The sequence below is a fragment of the Shewanella sp. NIFS-20-20 genome, from assembly GCF_019209865.1.
Taxonomy (GTDB): Bacteria; Pseudomonadota; Gammaproteobacteria; order Enterobacterales; family Shewanellaceae; genus Shewanella.
Genome location: NZ_JAHUTT010000011.1, coordinates 32,226 through 53,657 on the forward strand (window position 1 = coordinate 32,226; position 21,432 = coordinate 53,657).

The following is a 21,432-nucleotide window of genomic DNA, read 5'->3' on the forward strand; positions in this document are numbered from 1 at the left end:
GGGTTAGCCAACAATATTTCAAGGGTAAAAAACAAAAAAGACCCAATATAGGGTCTTTTTTCATTCACTTAAACCTAGTTTACAAAGGCAGGCGCCCAGTAAATGACAAGGCTAAGGTGGTGCTATCAACGTATTCTAGCTCGCCGCCAACAGGAACACCGTGGGCAATACGAGAAATGCTGACCTGATAACGTCGAGCGATATCCGCAATATAGTGCGCGGTGGCATCACCTTCTACCGTGGGGTTGGTCGCGAGGATCAACTCACTAATGCCGCCACAGGCTAACTGCTCTTCGAGTAACGCTAAACCAAGCTCATGCGGACCCACACCATCCAAGGGAGACAAGTGGCCGAGCAACACGAAGTAGCGACCACTAAAATGACCACCAGCTTCAATCGCGAGCACATCGGCAGGAGTTTCTACCACACAAACAAGCTCAGACTGACCCCGCTTAGGACTCGCACAAATGGGGCAAGTTTCTTGCTCGGTAAAGTTGCGGCACTGACGACAATGACCGACATCACGCATGGCAGACGCTAATGTTTCAGCCAGCGCAAGCCCAGCATTACGATTACGTTCCAATAACGAAAAAGCCATACGTTGTGCCGATTTTGGCCCAACCCCAGGCAAGCACTTCAGTGCTTGCACTAACTCATCAACCAGAGGACTAAATTTCATCAGAAACTTAGAAAGGCATTTTCATGCCCGGTGGTAATTGCATTCCACCGGTAACTTCAGCCATTTTAGTCTTCTGATTCTCTTCAATGCGACGAGCGGCATCATTGCAAGCCGCGGCGATCAGATCTTCGAGCATTTCTTTATCATCTTCGAGCAGGCTAGGATCAATATCCACTTTACGAACATTGTGCGATCCTGTCATGGTGACCTTAACCAATCCGGCACCGGCTTCACCAGTGATTTCCATGCGAGCAATTTCTTCCTGCATCTTGGCCATTTTGTCTTGCATCATTTGGGCCTGTTTCATCAGGTTACCCATTCCGCCTTTTCCAAACATAATACTTATCTCTTTATCAAAATGTTGGGCTTATCCCACTTAGGGGCTAATCTTACTGAAAACATCATCATTGGCCAACTGTGTTGACTCGGATCATGATGCATTTATTCTGTCAGCGGCTAAGGATGGGATCTGCTGCGCAACTGCGGTTAATAGCTCCGCAGGATAACTGAGCGAATCCTCATCCAAGGTGGCCGCCAACATGGTCTGCAACCAATTGACCTGTTCATCATTCAACAAGGCATTTCTGGCTTGATCTAATAATTGCCGATGGAAGCGATGGCGCATTTCCCGAGGCGTCTCATGTTGCTGATCAACGCCTACCTCGATAGCTAATACCAAGGTCGGCGACAGAATCGGCACTAAGGCTTGCCGCAGTTGCTCAATGGCATTGGCTGCACCTAAGTGTTTTTGATCCGGTTTTAGCAATAAATTGACCTGTTCATTAGACCAATGAACGCATACCGAATTGACCGCTAACTGTCTAACGCGCCCCCCGACCGCAATGTGCGACATTTGTTTGTACCAATGCAAATCTAAGGCATCACCGCTGGGCTCGAAGTCAGGCACCATTAATTGGCTGGCCGCGCGGGTGTTCGCTACAGCCGTTGCCGCTTGAGGGATAACATGGGGATGCTTTGCCTCCAAATCAAGAGGGCTCGACGCCGCAGCGTCGACAACGACCTCAGCAGGTGCTTCCCAAGGTGGCCGACAAGCGTGCTCATCGGCCGTCGAGTTTGGCTTATTCATCTCGGGAGCCGTTGGCAGCACTGGCGAGTCACTTGGCAAGGCATCCGCCCCATGCGCTGCGACAGTGGAGTCATCAGCATCTAACACCGGTGCGCCGCTATCGTCAGCGGTTGCTTTAGCGCTGGCGCCAGCGTCACGCTTTTTTATATCACCTACCCTAGCCAAAGCACTTGGTTTATATTCAGTGTCAGCGCTCAGCGCCACTGGGGCGATTGAAGATAGGAGCTCGGCTTGTGATTTGAGCACCAAATCCAACATGTCATCGAGCGGGTCAACATCCGCAGCCTCAGAGTTGGCGTGAGCATTGGCCTTTGGGGTTACATCGATGCTTGCAGGCGCAGAGACGTCTCGCGATTGCTCCGCCGCTTGCGAGTGTTCCGCCGCTTGCGATTGCTCGCCGCCAAAACTACTGGCATAAGCGTAATAACTATCATCCGTGCTAGGCGCGTGTTGCGTCTGATAATCGCTAAACTCATCGTGGAAGCCCTGAGAGACCGCCTGACTCATGATCAAGGATTGTTCGGCCAACATGCGCTCATCAGGGCCGTCATCGGCCATTAATGGCAACTCATCAGCGCCTACAACGGCGTCGGCCTGCTGGCTGGCTTGGTCGCTTCCTACGCGTGAGCCGACATCTGCGCTAGTGGCTTGAGTAGAGGTTGAGCTAGAAGCGGGTTGCGCTTGCATGTCAGCTGCGTTCACTGCCGTTGTTGCCGCACGTGATTCTGGGCGCTTAGCCAGCGAGGGCGGCACATCAGGTTTCGCTAATGACTGTTGTAACTGCTGTGACAACTGGTTAAAAGCCTGCTTACCCTTGGCGGACGAGGACCGCTCTGCCGTGGATTTTTCGCTATGTTGACTCGATGAACTTGGGCTTGAACCGTCAGGATCGCTATCGGGCTCAAAAACCAAAGCACGCAATAACGCCATCTCCAACCCGGAGCGCGGATCCGGTGCAAAGGGTAAATCTTTGCGCCCTTGCAGCAGCATCTGATAATACATTTGCACTTGCTGCGGACTTAACTGTTCGGTGAATGGCAGTAGTTGATCGCCATATAGACTGAGTTGAGCGCAAGCCGGCGCAAATTGACACAAGGCAATTTGATGTAGTTGTTCAAGTAAGCTGCGCAGGATCTCTTCAGCATCACCGCCGTAACTCAACGCCTCTGCCGCTAAGGTCAATAACCCGACAGAGTCGCCCGCGACTAATGCCGCCAGCATGGCTTGAATATGCTGAGCATCTAAGGTGCCAAGCATGGTTTGAACTTGTTGGTGAGCGACAGTTCCCGCCCCATAGGCGATAGCCTGGTCTGTTAAGCTTAAGGCATCACGCATACTGCCATTAGCCGCCTTAGCAATCAGTTGTAACGCGGCATCATCAAATGGGATAGTTTCTTCGGCCAAGACATGTTGTAATTGACCTAAGATATCATCCAGTCCCAAGCTCTTAAGGTTAAATTGCAGGCAGCGGGACAACACGGTTACCGGTAGTTTTTGCGGGTCCGTGGTGGCCAATAAAAATTTCACATGTTCTGGCGGCTCTTCTAGCGTTTTAAGCAGGGCATTAAAGCTGCTACGCGAGAGCATATGCACCTCATCGATAAGGTACACTTTGAACCGACCTCGACTCGGACGGTATTGAACATTCTCAAGCAATTCACGCGTATCATCGACCTTAGTCCTCGAGGCAGCATCAACTTCAATTAAATCGACAAAGCGTCCCTCGGCAATTTCGAGACAACTGCTGCATTGACCACAAGGATTGGCAGTAATTCCGGTTTCGCAGTTTAACCCTTTGGCAAACAACCGTGCCAAGCTGGTTTTACCGACGCCTCGGGTTCCTGTAAACAGATAAGCATGATGTAAACGTTGCTGTTGCAAAGCATTAGTCAATGCCTGTAAGGCATGAGATTGACCAACCATTTGCTCGAATGTGGCAGGGCGCCATTTTCTGGCTAACACCTGATAGGACATGAGACTCCCCAAATAAGATGAGATTGGGAGCAAGCTCCGCTATATTTTGCTCGATATTGGCACCATATCACGCAAAGCTCAAGCTTGCCACATGGTGCCTTGCGGCATGAAAGCGTGTGCTTTTTTATTCGCCGTCAAATTCACACAGTTTAAGTACGTCAAGACCTAAAGCTTGTAAACGCGCTTCACCACCTAATTCAGGTAAAGAGATCACAAATGCACCATGAGCGACTTCTCCGCCTAAACGACGAATAAGCTTCACTGTTGCTTCAATTGTTCCGCCAGTGGCCAGCAGATCATCAACCACTAATACCTTGTCACCGGCAACAATAGCATCTTGATGAATTTCTAAGGTGTCATGGCCGTATTCTAGCTCATAACTTTCGGCGATCGTTGCACGTGGTAACTTGCCAGGCTTACGGACAGGCACAAAACCAATGTTCAGTGCTAATGCTAAAGGGGCGCCAAATAAAAAACCGCGCGCTTCGGTGCCTACAATTTTAGTGAAACCCATCCCTTGGTAATGAGCGACCATAATGTCTATGGTTGCTTTGTAGGCTTGAGGGTCTTCCATTAAACTGGTGACATCACGGAACATAATTCCTGGTTTTGGGTAATTAGGAATTGTTTTAATGCTGTGTTTAATCAACGCCAAGCTTTCAGAATTCATCGCCATATCCACTTACTTCTTCCGCCGGTTAGACCGGTCTACAAACAAAAAAGTCCACTCAAAGGTGGACTACTTTAATATCCGGCACAAGCTTATGCCGCTTTGCCACTCGTTGCAACTATGAGTGTCGAGATGTGATCGAGTAATTGTCGTTTCGCATCACAATTTAGCGGTTTGCGCAGAAACATCGAGAGTAATTGCATATCCATAGCCGCCGCCACATCGGCTTCGCTACGGGTACTAAGCATGATCACCGGAAGGTCGGCACTATCATGACGGGTTTTAATGAGCCCGGTGAGATGAGGTCCATCAATAACGGGCATATAATAGCCAGTTATCACTAAATCGTAATCTGTGTGGTTAATATTAGCTAACGCTTGTATTGCGTTATCAACACCATCCACCAGCCAGCCAGCGTCAACAAGTAAGGTTTGTACTGTTTCTCGACTGATTTTATTGTCATCGACGACAAGTATTCTGAATGCCATATTTACACCTTGTAATCTCGATGGCGCGGATTTTAAGCTAGTTAGCTAAGAATTTCATGATTAGCGCATGAGAGTGTGCGATAACGCACGCCAATGAGTGTAAATAAATACGTACAAATCACGATTCTTCCAGCGTCGGGATACGCCAGAGAAATAACATTAACATTGAGAAACAACAGAGTAGGAAAATTTTGACCCAAAACAGGGGAACAAAGTAAATGCTGATCATAAAACTGAGACTACTCATGATCACGGCTTTGCGTTTCAAGCTGGGCTGCATCGCCCGATGCTGCGCCCAATTTTGTAAACCTTCTGCAAACCATGGATGAGACATTAACCATGAGTGCAAACGTTCATTCGAGCGTGCAAAACAAAAGGCCGATAACAAAATAAAGGGTACCGTCGGCAATACCGGTAGAAAAACCCCAGCAAAACCTAACCCTAAACTAATGAGGCCAACCAGCAATAATAAACCACGCTTAAAGATCATGAATCATCCGACATGGGCCAGTAGTCATCTGGCCACCTAATCATCTAGGTTTAATAATAGGGAATAATGCCGGCTACTTTAAGCCATGACAATGTCGCGGGCAAGGTAGGCAGTAATAGCAGTAGTACGAAAACAAGCAAATACAGCGCATTGAAAGGGTCTTTAAATTCCGATTGCATAGCTAACATCCTTTGTATTATTTGACCTTGGCATTATGCTGACGAAAAATTGTGAGCACAATCACATTATTACTCATATTCAACCAACTGCCTCACTTTTGCGCAATATTCCTAATTCAGCCAAGGATGATAGCAATGACATTAATCCTTGCTGAATTTGGACAGGGTCAACACTGGGGTAATGTTGCGCTAAAGCGTCACTCACATAGGTTAACGATGCCGGCTGTTGTTGCAAGATAAACAAGGCTTGCGCCGCCAGCTGGGTTAACTGCAAAAATTGCACTTGATCTTGATGATCTCGATAAATACAAAAGTGTTGCGGCTGCTCAGCCACGGTCTGCGGAATAAAATCTTGACTGATATGTTGTACTGGGTAGTGATAACTCAGTACAACGGCAAAAGGCGCCAAACGGATAACATAATCAGCCACTTCTTGTGGCAACAATACGTTAGCCTGCGGTTCATTAGCCGCCACTGCCACCACCAACTCTTGCCATTCATAATGCGCCAACTCTAACTCAAACGGCCACTTAAAAAAGGATGGCGGTTGTTGTTGTAGAAATTGCATAAACTCACCTGCAATATCTACAAAGAGTGGGCTATGGCAATCATGATGGGCAAAAAATAGGTTAACTCTTTGGTCCCAATCACTGGCGGTGTGTAAGCTTTTTAATACCGGAAAAGCATTCGACACAAAGCCATGCACGTTATTGTAAAACAAGTCACGGTAAACCTGCATATGACGCTGTTCTGTGCCTAGCGGCAGCGCTTGACTCGGATCTTTAATGTAATCAATAAAGGATTGTTGTATTTGTTTGAAGTCCATTAAGCAATCCTTTGTTTAACCAGAGCTTGTTGCTGCAGTAAGCTGATCTGATCTATTTCAGTTAATAATTGTGCCGTGGTTGGCAAATTAAAATCACGCTCGAGCAGGGTTGGAAACACCCCATGAATGGCGTAACACTCTGCCAATAACTGCCAAACCGGCGCATTAATATTGGCGCCATGGGTATCGATGATCAAATCTGGGGCTTGTTGATAATGTCCCGCCACATGCAAATAGCGAATTCTATCCGTGGGCATGGCCGCTAAGAATTGATGGGCATCATAACCATGATTGGTGGCATTAACATAAATATTATTGACATCTAATAATAAGCCGCAATCGGCTTCATTGAGGACTTCGCATACAAAGGCCTGCTCGCTCATTTCTGCACCTGGGGCAGAATAAAAAGACACGTTTTCCAGGATCAATGGTCGCTCTAAGATATCTTGGATTAACTTTACACGTTCGGCAACATGGCTCACTGCTTCGCTAGTAAACGGGATCGGCATTAGATCATAAAGATGCCCCTCGCCTGAGCAATAACTTAAGTGTTCTGAATAACACTCAATATTATGCTGTTCAAGGAAGTGCTTAACCGCTTTAACAAACTCAACATCCACAGGGGCGGGGCCACCGACCGATAACGATAAACCGTGGCAAAAAAAACGATGTTGTTCAGTTAATTGACTAAACTGTTTGCCATATTTGCCACCAAGTGTCATCCAATTTTCAGGAGCAACCTCAAAGAAATCAATGGCATCAGGCACAGATTGGCAAAACTCATTCAGCATCTCTCGCCGCAATCCTAATCCGGCACAACTGGCTTTGGGCATAACTCGTCCTTCAATGTTAAGCCTCCCCTTAAAACAGAGGAGGCTATAATTAGCGCTTAGTGATTGCCACCACATTTACCTTCTTTGGCTTTTTTATCGCCGCCGCACTTGCCTTCGCCGCATTTACCTTCTTTAGCGGCTTTACCTTCACCGCACTTGCCTTCGCCACACTTACCTTCTTTAGCGGCTTTACCTTCACCGCACTTGCCTTCACCACACTTACCTTCTGTGGCGGCTTTACCTTCACCGCACTTGCCTTCGCCGCATTTACCTTCAGTAGCGGCTTTACCTTCACCGCACTTGCCTTCGCCACACTTACCTTCTTTAGCTTTTTTATCTCCACCACATTTGCCTTCGCCACACTTGCCTTCACCGCCAACTAACTGGTAACCAGATGTCATTTGTTCAAAACCGAATAGTGCTTGCTCTTGGGCTTGAACCGACAACGCTCCGGTCATCATGACTGAACCTAAAGCGACAGCTACTGCGGTTTTTTTCACTGAACTCATAATATTTCCCTCTTAATTGATGATTGACGTTCACTAGCATGGCTTGCTATGAACTTGAGCTAATAGACCCTCGGCGGTAGAAATAAATTTCGCGAATTACTCAATTGTTGCAAACTTTAACAACACCCCGCTTCAATTGTTATCGCACAGTTACAGAATAAAGCAAGACTATGCCAACGATTTGCCATGAGGTAAAATGTGCGGCTATTGAAAACAATCACAGATATTTATGAAAACTCGGGTAATACTGGCGCCAATGGAAGGGGTCGTTGACGCATTAATGCGTGACATTCTTTCCAGCATCAATCCCTATGATTTAATGGTGACTGAATTTATTCGTGTCACCGATCAAATCCTACCTGACAAGGTATTTTATCGCCTCTGTCCAGAGTTACATCACCAAGGGTTTACCCCCTCTGGAACCCCGGTTAGAGTCCAATTATTAGGTCAAGATCCCGATTATGTGGCCGCCAATGCAGTCAAAGCCGTGGAACTTGGATCCCATGGCGTGGACATCAATTTTGGTTGTCCGGCCAAAATGGTAAACAAAAGCAATGGTGGCGCGGTGTTGCTTCAATACCCAGAGCAACTGTACGCCATCGTCAAAGCCATGCGAGATGCGGTAGCGCCAGAACAGCCCGTCACTGCCAAAATCAGGCTGGGCTTTAATGATCGTAGTCTTTATATGGAAAATGCTTTGGCCATTGCTGAAGCCGGCGCCGACGAATTGGCCGTGCATGCCCGCAGCAAGGTCGATGGTTATAAACCGCCGGCCTACTGGGAATACATTACCGACTTACGTCAAGCCCTTTCCATTCCAGTGATTGCTAACGGCGAAATCTGGTCGGCAGACGATGCCAAGCGCTGCCAAGCGATCACGGGATGCCACAGCGTTATGATTGGCCGCGGTGCAATTTCATTGCCCAATTTGGCCGCGTGTATCAAAAATAATGACACGCCTTTTGATTGGCAACAGACCTTAGATTTGATGCTGTCTTACTCAGAACGAGAACTCAATGGCCGCAAAAGTTGCTATTATCCCTCGCGAGTCAAGCAATGGTTTGCCTATTTAAACCGCCAATACGCCCAAGCAGATACCTTGTTTAGACAATTAAGAGTCTTTAAAGAAACTGACGCGATTGTCACGAGTCTTCGTGCCGCCAAGGCCGAATTAGCAAACGATTAGTCAATGACTAGACCTAAAAAGCCCAGAAAATTTTCTGGGCTTTTTATTACGCTAAAAGATTACATCTTCAAGCTAAGTTGCAGATAGAAATAGCGGCCTAAGGTATCGTAGCTATAAGGATCGGTATTGGAATCATTGTTATATGAATAATAAGGTGGTGCCTTATCAAACAGGTTATTGATGCCACCAGAGATTTTCCAACCCTGCGGCAAGAAGTAACTGGCCGACAGATCATGATAGATCACGCTTCCAGTGGTTGGCGCATAACACTTAGATGTATCATTAACGCAAGCATAACTGTCCATGCCCGCAATGTATCTGGCTTGATAGTTAGCCGTCCACTCGTCCGCTTGAACCCCTAAGTTAACATTGCTCTTGTATTTAGCGAAACCACCGCTGCCAGAAGTAATTAATCCAGCATAATCAATGGCTTCACCCAAGATTACCGACTCATTTTCTAATAGAATTGTCGTGTCGACGCCAGTGCGCCAATCAAGACCCAAGGCTTCAAACGTGTAGGCTAAGTTAATATCAACCCCTGAGGTATTTTCCGCGCCTATGTTTTGCAGTTGGTTGTTGAAAATGATCCGGTTGCCAGGGCCCATTTTAATCGCGGCTGACTGACATAATGCGGTGCTGCTATTGTATGGATTACCTTGAGCATCCATACACTGATTAACAATATATTGTGAATCAACTAAAGCAATCGAGTTAGTCACCTCAATATTGTAGTAGTCGGCCGTCATCGAAAAACCGTCAAACCAAGCGGGTGAATAGACAAAACCGGCAGTAAGAATATCGGCTTGCTCAGGTGTCAGGTTAACGTTACCACCGCGGGTCACCTCCGCTTGATCTTGGCCTACGGGATGCTCTACATCATCAAATGAGGGCGATTCGCCACCATAGAGTTCATCAACAGACGGCGCTCTAAAGGCCGTTGAGGCCACACCACGTAACATCAAATCATCCACAAGGCGCCAGGTTAAGCCTAATTTCCAGGTACTGTCTGAGCCAAAGGTACTGTAATCAAATACCCGAACGGCAGCACTCAAATCCACTTGCTGTGCCAAGGGTAAGTCACTGAGCAGTGGGATGGCTAATTCAAGGTATGCTTCATTAACATCATACTCCCCACCTGTGGGTTCAACCTTGGGATCATTGGCTAACCCTTGCGAGGTTAACGAGTCAGGGATAAACCAAGCTTTTTCTTGGCGATGTTCAAGCCCCGCGGCGAAACCTAAATAACCGGCCGGTAGCTCCATGATTTCACCGGCAATATTGGCGGAGAGAATGAACATCTCACTGCCACCTGAATTTAACTCAGTATAAATGTCCCCATCTAAGCTCTCTTTGCTCCAAGCGTTTTGATCTAAGGGATTAAAGCTACCGTTATCAATTCTTTCGTTAATACTGCCCATATTAAGCAGGTTCGCTAAACGATCGACTGAGTCGTTACGACCGAAGTTCACTGAGGCATCCCAGTTCCAGCCATTATCAAGATAACCATCAACGCCTAGCACGACCCTTGCAGTATCGACCACTTGACTAAATTCACGGTTGCCAATATCTGACATACGGCGACCATAATCCAGTTCATCACCGTATTGGTATCCGTGAGCCAGTAAGCTATCACCCATGGCTTCAGTATATGTGAAGGTATTCGTCCAAATGGGCTGCGGCGCCATTTGCTGTGATGACCAACGTTTGGTAAACATGGCTTCAGCAAATAAGCGCGAATCAGCCGTGAGCTCGTAGTTAGCCAATGCCGTCAGATTCAAGCGTTGCATCGGCGTATATAAGTAACTGGTGGTTGAATAATTGTATTTATCATCATCACCAAACTTGTGCCAACTGCCATCTGCCGCCCCTTGTAACTGATCGCGGCCTTTCGGTCCCCAAATATGCCCGCCGGGAGTATAGCTGCTACCACCACAATACAGTTCTTTGCCCCCAATAGCGGCATCTCGCTCGGCGATCGGACATTCAGAGAAGTCACGGTCAGCCATCGAAGCGCTGCCACGATCCATATACTGCATGCCCATCACAACATTACCGCGGTCAAAATTAGCCCCTAAGGTAATATCAACACTCAATTCTTTTGCGTCGCCCTGACCTGATATCCCGTTTTGCAGGTTGATGTCGAACCCTTCAAAATCATCGACCAAAATAATGTTGACCACACCGGCTACGGCATCTGAACCGTAAACTGCCGACGCGCCATCTTTGAGCACTTCAACGCGTTTAATCATAGACACGGGAATGGTATTCAAATCAACAGTGGACGCGGCGCCGGTGCCCGAGTTGACCATCCTACGACTATTTACCAGCACTAAAGTACGCTGTGAGCCCAAACCGCGCAGGTTAATAGAGGCATTGCCTTGAGAGCCATTGTTAATCCCTGGGTTGGTCATCGCACCGCCAGTGGCCGTCATTTTTTGCAACACTTCATCAATCGAGGTAGCTCCGCTGGCCTTAATGGCACTGGCATCAATGGTTGTTACTGGGCTAGCCGTTTCCATATCGGCTCGTTGAATACGCGAACCGGTAACTTCAATGCGCTCTACATTTTCTGATGTTGTTTGTGCGTAACTTACATTACTAAAAATGGTACTTGTTGATACGACTAATAATAACGAGCGACGAACCGCTTTTGCCGTTAAATTCATTGCTACCATGCTTGCCTCCAAAATTTGACTAGGGTTAGTCAAATACAACTTTGTCTTTATATTTATGTAATCGTATATCGCACGATTGCAATGATGATGTTAAATAAAGGCTGGGGAGTCAATGATATTTTGTGATATTTATCACGATTTATTCGATTTCGTGATGATAATTAACAATGTTAGGGATTGAAATATTAAATTCCACTTTAAACAATTACTTAGGTTTTTATTGATCACCATGCCCAAATAACAATATTCACACAAAATCAACACCCGAGTGTAATTGTATCAAGCATTAAAATGGTGATGGTTAAATAACGCACAACTCAAATTCAGTTAAAAAGCAAAAATAAATAAAAATAAAAAAGCCAGCGTGATGCTGGCTTTTTTATTTTTCATTCTAATAAGATTTAGAACTTCTGATTGTAGCGCAAATAATATTCACGACCAATCGGATCATACAAGCTCGTACTATAGAATGGGAAACCTAACTCATAATTAAATGGTGGCTCTTCATCTAACAAGTTACGAATACCAAAATTGATCTTGCCATTCCATGGCAAGTAATAGCCAACTTGGGTATCTACGATCCACTGGCCATCAGTGGTGCCATAGTCCGCATCTTCTTGTTCAGCTGTGTAACGAGCGAATAATGATGCTTCCCACTCATTATGAGTCCAGGTCGAACTCAAGTTGATACGGAATTGCGGCTGATCAGTTTCACCCACGATATCTTCCATCGGTGAATTTGGACCATCTTTGGCTTCCCAACTCAACACATAGTTGGTTTCGGCGCCGAAGTTAAAGTCACCCACTTGTGTCGCTAATAAATAGCGCAGGTTAAAATCAATCCCGCGAGTCTTCAACTCACCTAAATTTAGCTTTTGTAACAGTAGGCGCTCAACTTCGCCATTAGCATCACGGAATAGCATCTCAGACACATCAAAGCCATCACGTTCTAAGTTAAACACATCTTGTGATGATAAAGTGCTGATAACATTGTCAATTTGAATATCGTAGTAGGATAATTCAAAATCTAATTCATCAGTAATATTCCACACCATCCCCATCGATAGCGACGTTGATTCTTCTGGCTCTAACTCCTCATTACCTTGGTAGAAAGCTTTATACTGTTCTCTCGCACAGTCAGTTGGCGATGGGCATGATGCCCAATCAGATGCCCACAAGAAGGTTTCCGATTGACCCGTATATAAGTCGTCAAAGGTAGGGGCTCTAAAGCCTGTACCGTAGGATGCACGCAGCAACAAGGAATCGAATGGACGATAGCTGATGCCAGCCTTTGGATTAAAGGTATTGCCAAAATCGCTATAATCATCGAAACGAGCCGACAGCTCTACATCTAAATTGTCTAACACCGGAATAATGGTTTCGGCTGATATTGACCAGACTTCACGACTTTTACCGGTAATAATGTCACCACCTGAGCTACCGACGATATTGCCTTGGTTTGATGCCAAGTCATAAATCTTCTCATATTCAGTGCGGTTCCACTCAAACCCAATTGCCAATGGGATGGTGCCATTGGGTATATCAAATAAATCGATGCTAAAGCCACCATCGACACCGTAGGTCTGGACTCGACCATTAAACAATGCCGTATGACCTGCCGCTTGAATTGCGGCCTCATTGCTGCCGTCAACATAACCGCTGCCTGCCGCAAAATAGTCAAGCTTACCGCCATCGAGCAACTCTTGGATCACTGTGGCATTTGCCGCACCCGACTGCACTGAACTCACATCAGAGCGGATCCATTGCGCGCCAACACCCCAGGTCATGCCACCGAGTAAATCGGCATAGCCATCTAAAGCCGTTAAGAAGTTAATATCTGAATCTTGAACTTTGGTAATACGTGGGCCTAATGGCGTCGTACGCATTTTTAAGTCGATATCAACATAGTTGCCCGCGGCGACTTGATCCTTTAACCATTGGCTACCGTATTTGTCGATAGTGGCCATATAGATATCTGAGTTCGCATCAGTGTGTTTAAGGGTTGGGCTATTACTGTTTGGTGCACCGGCATACTGACCTTCGGTCCATACACGGGTCATCATCAAACGGTTAGTCCAATTGATATCGTCGGTAATGGCATGATCTACCTTAACGAAGGTAGAAAAACGCTCTTGGGCCGCCATGGTGGCAGAGTCAGCAGCAGCATTATAGCCGCACACAGTGTTACCTTTGCTGTCGGTGATCAATTGAGAATTTTCTGATCCATCACAGCGGGCATCAGCGAAAGAAACGGTTTCATACTGCGGCGTGCCATCAGCGCCAAGGACAGGCTTGCCATCCTTATCTAGTTTTGGCTTACTTTTATCAACATATGAGCCGGTACCTGGCCAACCATAGGAACTGAGCATTTCACTGCTGAAATCACGATCACTATCGTACAGCGGTGAACGATTAAAATACTCAACCGAAGCAACAATATTGGTGCTATCAGTGACGGCGCCAAAGGTCATGCGCACGCTGGTATTTTCTGCGCCGCCATGTTGCGTGATCCCCTGTTCAGCATCAATCTCAACGCCTTCATATTCTTTTTTGGTGATGATGTTAATTACGCCAGCAACCGCATCCGAGCCATACACTGCCGAGGCACCATCGCGCAGCACTTCAATGCGCTCGACCGCCGCCATAGGAACAACGTTAAGGTTTTGGGTACCGCCACCAAAAGCGACTGATGAGCCCATACGACGACCGTCAATTAGGATCAAAGTACGTTGAGGGCCAAGGCCGCGCATACTAACTGTTGATTGTGAAGATTGGCCGGCACCAAATCCTGATGCATCACGGAAAGAGCCAAAGCTGTTTTGCGATAGATTGCGTACAAAATCAGAGACAGTCGCGACCCCAGAGGCATCGATTTCAGCTTTGCTGATCACTGTCACTGGTGATGAAGTTTCCATATCGGTACGTTGAATACGTGACCCCGTCACTTCTATACGTTCGACATTGGCACCTACTTGCTCAGTTTCAGCATGGGCAATGGTTGCCGCAGATGAAGAAACTAAAGCAAACAAACTAAGACGTACAGCCTTAGATACAGCAGTTTGCGTTGACATAATATTCTTTCCCTTTATTTCGATAACAGGAAGCTATACCGAAACTTATTATTTTAATAACCAGACCTTCCGTAATAGATACTTATCAATAACAAGCCTAAGATCAACATTAAATTTTGTTACATACAATCGGTGTTAATTGATTTTTTGTTGCGACAAGCGCGTAATTTATATCGCCAAATAACCAGATACAACAGCGAAGACAGTCAGCAAGGGAACTTTAGCGATATTTAATTAACACAAATTAATTACAATTAACATTTTTCGCAAGCCAACCCCAGTTAACCTTATTGATAAATTTGTGACTTAGCTCTCAATGAAATAGAGGGATTACTCATCGCAATTGGCGTTAATTAGCAAAGTTAAGCTGCTAAATACTTAGGTTGAACATGAAATTCTTTCAAGATAGCCATTTACGACAACCTTCAGAACAGTGAGTATCGGTGTTGAAACAGAAAACGCCACAGGCACCATCAGGCCTTGTATTTGATGACATCAACATTTAGCAACATTTGGATAACGCTGAATGTTTTACAAAAAACTGCCCAAATTTATCGACATTTTTGCAGATTAATCATTACTAACTATGTTCTAGCGTTAAATAATAAGATAAAGCACTATCCTCATCGCCACAGCTCGTTTTCATTGACAACTAGCTGGCCAAAAATCGCCATATGGCCAGATAGTAGCCATGTGACATAAAATATATTTTACCGATTATGGGTGTCCCCTTACATCGGGTTATATATAAGTCATCTCAAACGCGATGAACAATTTACCCAATCATGTTAACGCCGCGACTCTAGCTAATATAGGGACATTCCTCAACTATGAGCTCTCATAATTAACTAAGGTAGTATTAATCATTGCCGGCAAGATAATAAATGACCGTGACTAGTTTATTTAACATCTGAGCAATGGCGTGTTGCGTCCGCTAATCAAACATCATAACTAAAATCGAAAAGCCGCCGCAGCAATTAACTGCGTAGTAAGATGATGGGATGAGGGTTCGGTGGCGCAGAAATACGCGCTGGCATTGCACTATGCCCAGAGTGATGCGTTAGTGTTTTGACAGGCACAAATAATAGCTGCCATGAGCAAAGAGAGAGGAAGGAGCCGTTACCCCGCAGGCAGTGACGCAACCATTGGCTATGCCAACGCAGGCTCACTGTTAAGCCACAAAAAAAGGAGCCAGTAGGCTCCTTTTTACGATATCAATAGCGATTAGCGAGTGCGTGGGCACAACTCATCGTTGCTAAAGAAATAGGCAATTTCACGCTCAGCAGAAGCTAATGCATCTGAGCCATGAACTGCGTTTTCATCGATGCTGCTAGCAAAATCGCTACGGATAGTACCACGAGCAGCATCAGCTGGATTCGTTGCACCCATGATCTCACGATTAGCCAGTACTGCATTTTCGCCTTCTAACGCTTGAACCATGATAGGGCCAGACGTCATAAAGGCCACTAACGCGCCAAAGAAAGGACGCTCGCTGTGCTCAGCATAAAAACCTTCAGCCTGCTCTTTGGTCAAATGAACCATTTTAGAGGCTACAATTTTCAGACCTGCAGACTCAAAACGGCTATAGATAGCGCCGATGTGGTTATTCGCTACGGCATCAGGCTTAATGATAGAAAAGGTGCGTTCGATCGCCATTTTTGTGTCTTCCTTTAAGTAGGGGTTATCAATTCCGCGCGGATTATACGAAATTAACGTATTGAATCCTATCTTTATAACAAAAAAATGTGTGATTTATTTCACATACACCCCAATAGCCAGCTAGACCTTGCGCACACACTTAAGTATGCACTGATTTATCGTTCACTGATGTAGCCGGAACGGCGCTGGCGCCGATCCATTTATGCCGCTTTGGCGCTAGCCATCGCGCCGCCATGACTCCTAGCTGAATTTTTGACAAAAAAAATCCCCGCATGCGGGGATAATTCAATTCACAGAAGCATTAGCCTTCACTCACCATATTGATGGTGTATTTAGGGATATCGATTACCATATCGCAATCAACGACCTTAGCTTGGCAAGATAAACGGCTCTCAGGCTCGAGCCCCCAAGCTTTATCCAACATATCATCTTCTAACTCGTCACTGGGCTCTAATTCATCAAAGCCCTCACGCACAACGACATGGCAGGTTGTGCATGCACATGACTTTTCACAGGCATGCTCAATTAAAATGCCATTGCGTAAAGCCACATCAAGAATGGATTCACCGACTTCAGCTTCAACAACCGCACCTTGCGGACACAATTCTTCATGAGGAAGAAAAACTAACTGTGGCATAGTTCTTACCTATATATTATCAACAGATTGGCCGGTTAAAGCCGTCTTTATAGAATTATCCATACGGCGCGCAGCAAACTCTTGGGTTTGCACATCGACCGCCTCAATGGCATCTGTAATCGCCTTGGCATCATCACCACTTGCCGCGCTGGCAAGTGCTTGCATCGCCGCGGTGATAGCGGCATGCTCACTCGATGATAGTAACTGCCCATCTTTAGCTAACGCTGAGGTTAGAGATTCAATCACCCGTGCCGCTTCCACTTTTTGCTCAGTCAACATCCGCAATTCTATGTCAGATTTGGCATGATTCAATGAATCTTTGAGCATCGTGCTGATTTCATTTTCACTTAATCCAAAGGAGGGTTTAACCTGAATACTGGATTGAACACCCGACGATTTTTCCATGGCGGTAACACTGAGCAAACCATCGGCATCCACCTGAAAGGTCACGCGAATATGTGCCGCACCGGCCGCCAGTGGCGGAATGCCGTTCAAGGTGAAACGGGCCAATGAACGACAATCTTGGACTAACTCGCGTTCACCTTGCACGACATGGAATGCCATCGCGGTTTGACCGTCTTTAAAGGTCGTAAATTCTTGGGCACGTGATACTGGGATAGTGGTGTTACGCGTAATCACCTTCTCCACTAAGCCGCCCATGGTTTCAATCCCCAAGGACAAAGGCAACACATCGAGCAACAATAGTTCAGATTCAGGTTTATTGCCCACCAAAATATCGGCCTGAATGCCGGCTCCAATGGCCACGACCCGATCGGGATCTATGCAAGTCAGCGCTGGCTTTCCAAAAAAGTCCGCCACGCGCTCACGCACTAAAGGCACCCGAGTTGAACCGCCGACCATAATAGTCTCAAGCACGTCATCCGCACTGATATCAGCATCACGCAAAGCCCGACGACACGCAGCAATGGTTTTTTTAACTAACGGCTCAATCAAGCGATTTAATAGCTCGCGGGAAACCTCACATTGATAATGACCACTGTCGCTATCAAGCGTTGCCTCAACCACTGCTGATCCGCTCAAGGCTTCTTTAATACGGCGCGCCTCAATCAACAATTGGCGATTTACTTGGTGATTGTCAGTGGTTAACTGCCATTGTTCAACCAGATACTGCACCAGTAAATGGTCGAAATCGTCACCACCGAGCGCAGAGTCGCCACCGGTGGCCATAACTTCAAACACACCTTTATGCAGACGTAAAATTGAAATATCAAAGGTCCCGCCGCCTAAATCATAGACGGCAATGACCCCTTCCTGACCCGAATCAAGACCATAAGCAATGGCTGCTGCGGTGGGTTCATTAAGTAGCCTTAACACTTTAAGGCCTAATAAATTTGCAGCATCCTTGGTGCCTTGACGCTGGGCATCATCGAAATAGGCGGGGACGGTAATCACCACACCTTCCAGCTTACCGCCAAGGGTTTCTTCTGCTCTAGCAACCAAAGGTTTAAGAATTTCGGCAGACACTTGAATAGGGTTTACTGCCCCTTGAATAGTGTTAAATAATGGCAAGCCATTGTCGCTGGCGCTGAATTGATAAGCATGGTGGCTGTCGTTACTGAGCACATCCGCCAGACTGCGCCCCATAAAGCGTTTAACCGAGACAATGGTATTTTGCGGATCTTGCGCTGAAGCATTGGCGGCACGATAACCCGTTTCAACGTAATGCTCGCAGTAACGCACAATGGACGGTAAGGCATGACGGCCTTGGCTATCAGCGAGGGTATCTGCTTGGCCACTTCGAACAGCGGCAACGAGGGAATTAGTGGTACCTAAGTCGATACCGGCGGCGAGTCGATGTTGATGCGGCGCGGCGCTCTGACCAGGCTCGGCAATTTGCAGTAAGGCCATAGTGATAACTCTTATAATAAAGGCTCAACAAGGTTGAGCCTCAATGGCAACTCTTTATACAGGATTAATCGAACAAAGCATCTTCTGCTCGACTGAGTTCATCCTGCAACTTATTCATGAATTTAAGCTTACGTACCAAGTCCACTGCAATGGTTAAGTCTTGCGGCTGTGAACTGGCCAACTTAATGGCAAGTTGGCCAATAATCTCACCTTGATAACGCGTAAATTCATCGGCTAATTCAGCAATATTATCTTCAGGCACCTGAGCGGAAGGTATCTCCGCTAAGGCTTCGCGCCACGTCATTTGCTGCATTAAGAACGCCATGTCTTTGACTGTAGTCGTTTCGTGCTGAATATCTTGGCCCTTGAGCAACAACATATGTTCAGCACGACTCACCGGGTGTCGCAATGTTTGATAAGCGTCATTGACTTGCGCCGTCCGTTGCAATGCTATCCGTTTATCCTGCTCACTACCGGCTGAAAAAGTATCTGGGTGCACGGTTCGCTGTAGCTCACGATAACGCTCGCTGAGTGACTGTTTATCTATCGCGAAATTAACGGGTAGCGCAAATAACTCAAAATAATTCATAAGACACGCTTATACCGTAAAGCTTTCACCACAACCACATTCGCCTTTGGCGTTGGGATTGTTAAATTTAAAGCCCTCGTTGAGGCCTTCTTTAACGAAATCAAGCTCGATGCCTTGTAAATATATTTCACTTTTAGCATCAATAATGATGTTCACGCCGTCGACATTATGCACTTGATCATCATCATTAAGTTCATCAACAAACTCAATGACATATGCCATGCCGCTACAGCCTGAGGTTCGTAACCCCAAGCGTAAGCCAATGCCCTTACCACGGTTTTCGAGGAATGCTTTCACCCGAGATACCGCGGAGGGTGTCATCGAAATCGCCATGATTACTCCGCTGCGTGCTTAGACTTGTATTCATCCAATGCTGCTTTAATGGCATCTTCTGCCAAAATCGAGCAATGAATTTTTACCGGTGGTAACGCTAATTCTTCAGCGATATCGGTGTTTTTAATTTCTGAGGCTTCGGCAATGGTTTTGCCCTTAACCCACTCAGTCACTAATGAACTTGATGCGATGGCACTGCCACAACCGTAAGTTTTGAATTTGGCATCTTGGATCACGCCATTATTGTCAATTTTCAGTTGCAACTTCATTACGTCACCGCAAGCAGGCGCACCTACCATACCAGTCACGACGGATGGGTCATCCTTATCAAAGGCGCCCACGTTACGAGGGTTTTCATAATGGTCTATTACTTTTTCGCTGTAAGCCATGGTTCTGCTCCAATTCTGTAGTATTGCTAAATCTTAGGGCGTCTGATTAATGATGAGCCCATTGCACCTTGCTTAAATCGATACCGTCTTTAAACATTTCCCACAAAGGTGACATTTCACGCAATTTGCCTATCGAGGCACGAATGGTGTCGATGGCATAATCAATTTCTTCTTCAGTGGTAAAACGACCAATGGAGAATCGAATAGAGCTGTGAGCCATTTCATCACTCAAGCCTAAGGCTCGCAAAACATAGCTAGGCTCTAAACTGGCTGAGGTACAGGCAGAACCAGAGGATACGGCCAAGTCTTTCAACGCCATCATCAAGGATTCACCTTCAACAAAGTTGAAGCTGACATTGAAAATACCTGGATATCTGTGCTGCATATCGCCATTGATGTAGGTTTCTTCGATATCTTTGATGCCATCCCACAGGCGGTCACGCAGAGCTAAAATACGTTGTCCATCACTTAACATATCTTGTTTAGCGACGGCAGCAGCCTCACCTAAACCGACAATTTGATGGGTTGCTAAAGTGCCACTACGCATTCCGCGCTCATGACCACCACCGTGCATTTGTGCTTCTAAACGAATGCGTGGTTTACGGCTCACATACAAGGCACCGATCCCTTTAGGACCATACATTTTGTGACCGGAAATCGACATCAAGTCGACCTTGGCGGTTTGCAAGTCAATCGGTAATTTACCCGCACTTTGCGCTGCATCGACGTGATAAATGACTTTCTTGGCACGGCATAATTCACCAATTGCTTCAATGTCATGCACCACACCGATTTCATTATTGACATGCATTAAGGTCAACAAAATGGTGTCGTCGCGCATCGCTTCTTCTAAGCGCGCCAATGAAATAATCCCATGACTATCTGGCTCAAGGTAGGTTACTTCATAGCCTTCACGCTCAAGCTGACGGCAAGTATCTAACGTGGCCTTATGCTCAGTCTTGCTGGTAATGATGTGCTTACCCTTTTTATGATAAAAATGGGCAACCCCTTTAATGGCTAAATTGCTTGATTCAGTCGCACCGGAGGTAAATACAATTTCGCGATGATCGGCATTGATAAGATCAGCTATCTGGTTGCGGGCGTTATCAACCGCCTCTTCTGCTTGCCAACCGTAACGGTGAGAACGTGACGCAGGATTACCAAACACGCCATCCATGGTCATATGCTGAATCATTTTTTCAGCCACACGCGGATCAACAGGGGTGGTAGCGGCATAATCGAGATATATAGGAAGCTTCATTTCACACTCCGTACTTTACAATCGGCAT

20 protein-coding genes are annotated in these 21,432 nt (G+C 46.3%); 1 reads left to right on the plus strand and 19 read right to left on the minus strand.

From position 1 onward, the window contains the following. Nucleotides 1–79: 79 nt before the first annotated feature. The 10 genes from recR to KU855_RS05650 all read right to left on the minus strand — a co-directional run bounded on the left by recR (nucleotide 80) and on the right by KU855_RS05650 (nucleotide 7,735). Complete coding sequence (recR, locus tag KU855_RS05610; protein ID WP_218529323.1) at nucleotides 80–679, minus strand: recombination mediator RecR; 600 nt, start codon at nucleotides 677–679, stop codon at nucleotides 80–82. 7 nt (nucleotides 680–686) lie between these two features. Next, nucleotides 687–1,016, minus strand: a complete 330-nt coding sequence (locus KU855_RS05615; protein ID WP_218529324.1) for a YbaB/EbfC family nucleoid-associated protein — start codon at nucleotides 1,014–1,016, stop codon at nucleotides 687–689. A 93-nt stretch (nucleotides 1,017–1,109) separates the two neighbouring features. Further along, nucleotides 1,110–3,740, minus strand: coding sequence for a DNA polymerase III subunit gamma/tau (gene dnaX, locus KU855_RS05620; protein ID WP_218529325.1), 2,631 nt, complete (start codon nucleotides 3,738–3,740; stop codon nucleotides 1,110–1,112). A 124-nt stretch (nucleotides 3,741–3,864) separates the two neighbouring features. After that, a complete protein-coding gene (apt, locus tag KU855_RS05625) occupies nucleotides 3,865–4,416 on the minus strand; it encodes an adenine phosphoribosyltransferase (RefSeq protein ID WP_218529326.1) in 552 nt (183 codons plus the stop codon). An 86-nt stretch (nucleotides 4,417–4,502) separates the two neighbouring features. Then, nucleotides 4,503–4,898, minus strand: coding sequence for a response regulator (locus tag KU855_RS05630; protein WP_218529327.1), 396 nt, complete (start codon nucleotides 4,896–4,898; stop codon nucleotides 4,503–4,505). Nucleotides 4,899–5,016: 118 nt separating this feature from the next. After that, a complete protein-coding gene (locus KU855_RS05635) occupies nucleotides 5,017–5,388 on the minus strand; it encodes a YbaN family protein (RefSeq protein WP_218529328.1) in 372 nt (123 codons plus the stop codon). 50 nt (nucleotides 5,389–5,438) lie between these two features. Further along, a complete protein-coding gene (locus KU855_RS18830; protein ID WP_256260894.1) occupies nucleotides 5,439–5,567 on the minus strand; it encodes a hypothetical protein in 129 nt (42 codons plus the stop codon). A gap of 79 nt (nucleotides 5,568–5,646) precedes the next feature. After that, the gene (locus KU855_RS05640) at nucleotides 5,647–6,393 is read right to left on the minus strand and encodes a DUF2063 domain-containing protein (protein ID WP_218529329.1); all 747 of its coding nucleotides are present in this window, start codon (nucleotides 6,391–6,393) and stop codon (nucleotides 5,647–5,649) included. After that, nucleotides 6,393–7,226, minus strand: a complete 834-nt coding sequence (locus tag KU855_RS05645; protein WP_218529330.1) for a DUF692 domain-containing protein — start codon at nucleotides 7,224–7,226, stop codon at nucleotides 6,393–6,395. The genes KU855_RS05640 and KU855_RS05645 overlap by 1 nt, the downstream gene beginning before the upstream one ends. A gap of 56 nt (nucleotides 7,227–7,282) precedes the next feature. Further along, nucleotides 7,283–7,735 (minus strand): hypothetical protein, encoded by a 453-nt coding sequence (locus KU855_RS05650; RefSeq protein ID WP_218529331.1) that lies wholly within the window; start codon nucleotides 7,733–7,735, stop codon nucleotides 7,283–7,285. Nucleotides 7,736–7,964: 229 nt separating this feature from the next. On the opposite strand from KU855_RS05650, the gene KU855_RS05655 reads away from it, so the two are divergent. Continuing rightward, nucleotides 7,965–8,921 carry a tRNA-dihydrouridine synthase gene (locus tag KU855_RS05655; protein ID WP_218529332.1) on the plus strand — a complete coding sequence of 319 codons (957 nt, stop codon included), beginning with the start codon at nucleotides 7,965–7,967 and terminating at the stop codon, nucleotides 8,919–8,921. Nucleotides 8,922–8,980: 59 nt separating this feature from the next. Here KU855_RS05655 and KU855_RS05660 read toward each other — a convergent pair whose 3' ends face one another. From KU855_RS05660 to KU855_RS05700, 9 genes are all read right to left on the minus strand, one after another. Continuing rightward, nucleotides 8,981–11,596, minus strand: a complete 2,616-nt coding sequence (locus KU855_RS05660) for a TonB-dependent siderophore receptor (protein ID WP_218529333.1) — start codon at nucleotides 11,594–11,596, stop codon at nucleotides 8,981–8,983. Nucleotides 11,597–11,997: 401 nt separating this feature from the next. Next, complete coding sequence (locus tag KU855_RS05665) at nucleotides 11,998–14,667, minus strand: TonB-dependent siderophore receptor (protein ID WP_218529334.1); 2,670 nt, start codon at nucleotides 14,665–14,667, stop codon at nucleotides 11,998–12,000. A gap of 1,224 nt (nucleotides 14,668–15,891) precedes the next feature. Then, entirely contained in the window at nucleotides 15,892–16,323 is a 432-nt protein-coding gene (gene ndk, locus KU855_RS05670) for a nucleoside-diphosphate kinase (RefSeq protein ID WP_218529335.1), read from the minus strand. A 304-nt stretch (nucleotides 16,324–16,627) separates the two neighbouring features. Then, the gene (gene fdx, locus KU855_RS05675; protein WP_218529336.1) at nucleotides 16,628–16,963 is read right to left on the minus strand and encodes an ISC system 2Fe-2S type ferredoxin; all 336 of its coding nucleotides are present in this window, start codon (nucleotides 16,961–16,963) and stop codon (nucleotides 16,628–16,630) included. A gap of 9 nt (nucleotides 16,964–16,972) precedes the next feature. Next, nucleotides 16,973–18,832: a Fe-S protein assembly chaperone HscA gene (hscA, locus tag KU855_RS05680; RefSeq protein ID WP_218529337.1), complete on the minus strand. Its 1,860-nt coding sequence runs from the start codon at nucleotides 18,830–18,832 to the stop codon at nucleotides 16,973–16,975. Between the two features lie 64 nt (nucleotides 18,833–18,896). Beyond that, nucleotides 18,897–19,421: a co-chaperone HscB gene (hscB, locus tag KU855_RS05685; protein WP_218529338.1), complete on the minus strand. Its 525-nt coding sequence runs from the start codon at nucleotides 19,419–19,421 to the stop codon at nucleotides 18,897–18,899. A 9-nt stretch (nucleotides 19,422–19,430) separates the two neighbouring features. Beyond that, on the minus strand, nucleotides 19,431–19,754 hold the full coding sequence (iscA, locus tag KU855_RS05690) for an iron-sulfur cluster assembly protein IscA (RefSeq protein WP_218529339.1): 324 nt from the start codon (nucleotides 19,752–19,754) through the stop codon (nucleotides 19,431–19,433). 2 nt (nucleotides 19,755–19,756) lie between these two features. Further along, nucleotides 19,757–20,143 (minus strand): Fe-S cluster assembly scaffold IscU, encoded by a 387-nt coding sequence (iscU, locus tag KU855_RS05695; protein ID WP_218529340.1) that lies wholly within the window; start codon nucleotides 20,141–20,143, stop codon nucleotides 19,757–19,759. A 46-nt stretch (nucleotides 20,144–20,189) separates the two neighbouring features. Next, on the minus strand, nucleotides 20,190–21,404 hold the full coding sequence (locus tag KU855_RS05700) for an IscS subfamily cysteine desulfurase (RefSeq protein ID WP_218529341.1): 1,215 nt from the start codon (nucleotides 21,402–21,404) through the stop codon (nucleotides 20,190–20,192). Nucleotides 21,405–21,432: the final 28 nt, after the last annotated feature.

Bases quoted from the DNA above. Each gene is read 5' to 3' on its own strand.
- recR (WP_218529323.1), bottom strand. From the start codon at position 679: ATGAAATTTAGTCCTCTGGTTGATGAGTTAGTGCAAGCACTGAAGTGC.
- KU855_RS05615 (WP_218529324.1), bottom strand. From the start codon at position 1,016: ATGTTTGGAAAAGGCGGAATGGGTAACCTGATGAAACAGGCCCAAATG.
- dnaX (WP_218529325.1), bottom strand. From the start codon at position 3,740: ATGTCCTATCAGGTGTTAGCCAGAAAATGGCGCCCTGCCACATTCGAG.
- apt (WP_218529326.1), bottom strand. From the start codon at position 4,416: ATGGCGATGAATTCTGAAAGCTTGGCGTTGATTAAACACAGCATTAAA.
- KU855_RS05630 (WP_218529327.1), bottom strand. From the start codon at position 4,898: ATGGCATTCAGAATACTTGTCGTCGATGACAATAAAATCAGTCGAGAA.
- KU855_RS05635 (WP_218529328.1), bottom strand. From the start codon at position 5,388: ATGATCTTTAAGCGTGGTTTATTATTGCTGGTTGGCCTCATTAGTTTA.
- KU855_RS18830 (WP_256260894.1), bottom strand. From the start codon at position 5,567: ATGCAATCGGAATTTAAAGACCCTTTCAATGCGCTGTATTTGCTTGTT.
- KU855_RS05640 (WP_218529329.1), bottom strand. From the start codon at position 6,393: ATGGACTTCAAACAAATACAACAATCCTTTATTGATTACATTAAAGAT.
- KU855_RS05645 (WP_218529330.1), bottom strand. From the start codon at position 7,226: ATGCCCAAAGCCAGTTGTGCCGGATTAGGATTGCGGCGAGAGATGCTG.
- KU855_RS05650 (WP_218529331.1), bottom strand. From the start codon at position 7,735: ATGAGTTCAGTGAAAAAAACCGCAGTAGCTGTCGCTTTAGGTTCAGTC.
- KU855_RS05655 (WP_218529332.1), top strand. From the start codon at position 7,965: ATGAAAACTCGGGTAATACTGGCGCCAATGGAAGGGGTCGTTGACGCA.
- KU855_RS05660 (WP_218529333.1), bottom strand. From the start codon at position 11,596: ATGGTAGCAATGAATTTAACGGCAAAAGCGGTTCGTCGCTCGTTATTA.
- KU855_RS05665 (WP_218529334.1), bottom strand. From the start codon at position 14,667: ATGTCAACGCAAACTGCTGTATCTAAGGCTGTACGTCTTAGTTTGTTT.
- ndk (WP_218529335.1), bottom strand. From the start codon at position 16,323: ATGGCGATCGAACGCACCTTTTCTATCATTAAGCCTGATGCCGTAGCG.
- fdx (WP_218529336.1), bottom strand. From the start codon at position 16,963: ATGCCACAGTTAGTTTTTCTTCCTCATGAAGAATTGTGTCCGCAAGGT.
- hscA (WP_218529337.1), bottom strand. From the start codon at position 18,832: ATGGCCTTACTGCAAATTGCCGAGCCTGGTCAGAGCGCCGCGCCGCAT.
- hscB (WP_218529338.1), bottom strand. From the start codon at position 19,421: ATGAATTATTTTGAGTTATTTGCGCTACCCGTTAATTTCGCGATAGAT.
- iscA (WP_218529339.1), bottom strand. From the start codon at position 19,754: ATGGCGATTTCGATGACACCCTCCGCGGTATCTCGGGTGAAAGCATTC.
- iscU (WP_218529340.1), bottom strand. From the start codon at position 20,143: ATGGCTTACAGCGAAAAAGTAATAGACCATTATGAAAACCCTCGTAAC.
- KU855_RS05700 (WP_218529341.1), bottom strand. From the start codon at position 21,404: ATGAAGCTTCCTATATATCTCGATTATGCCGCTACCACCCCTGTTGAT.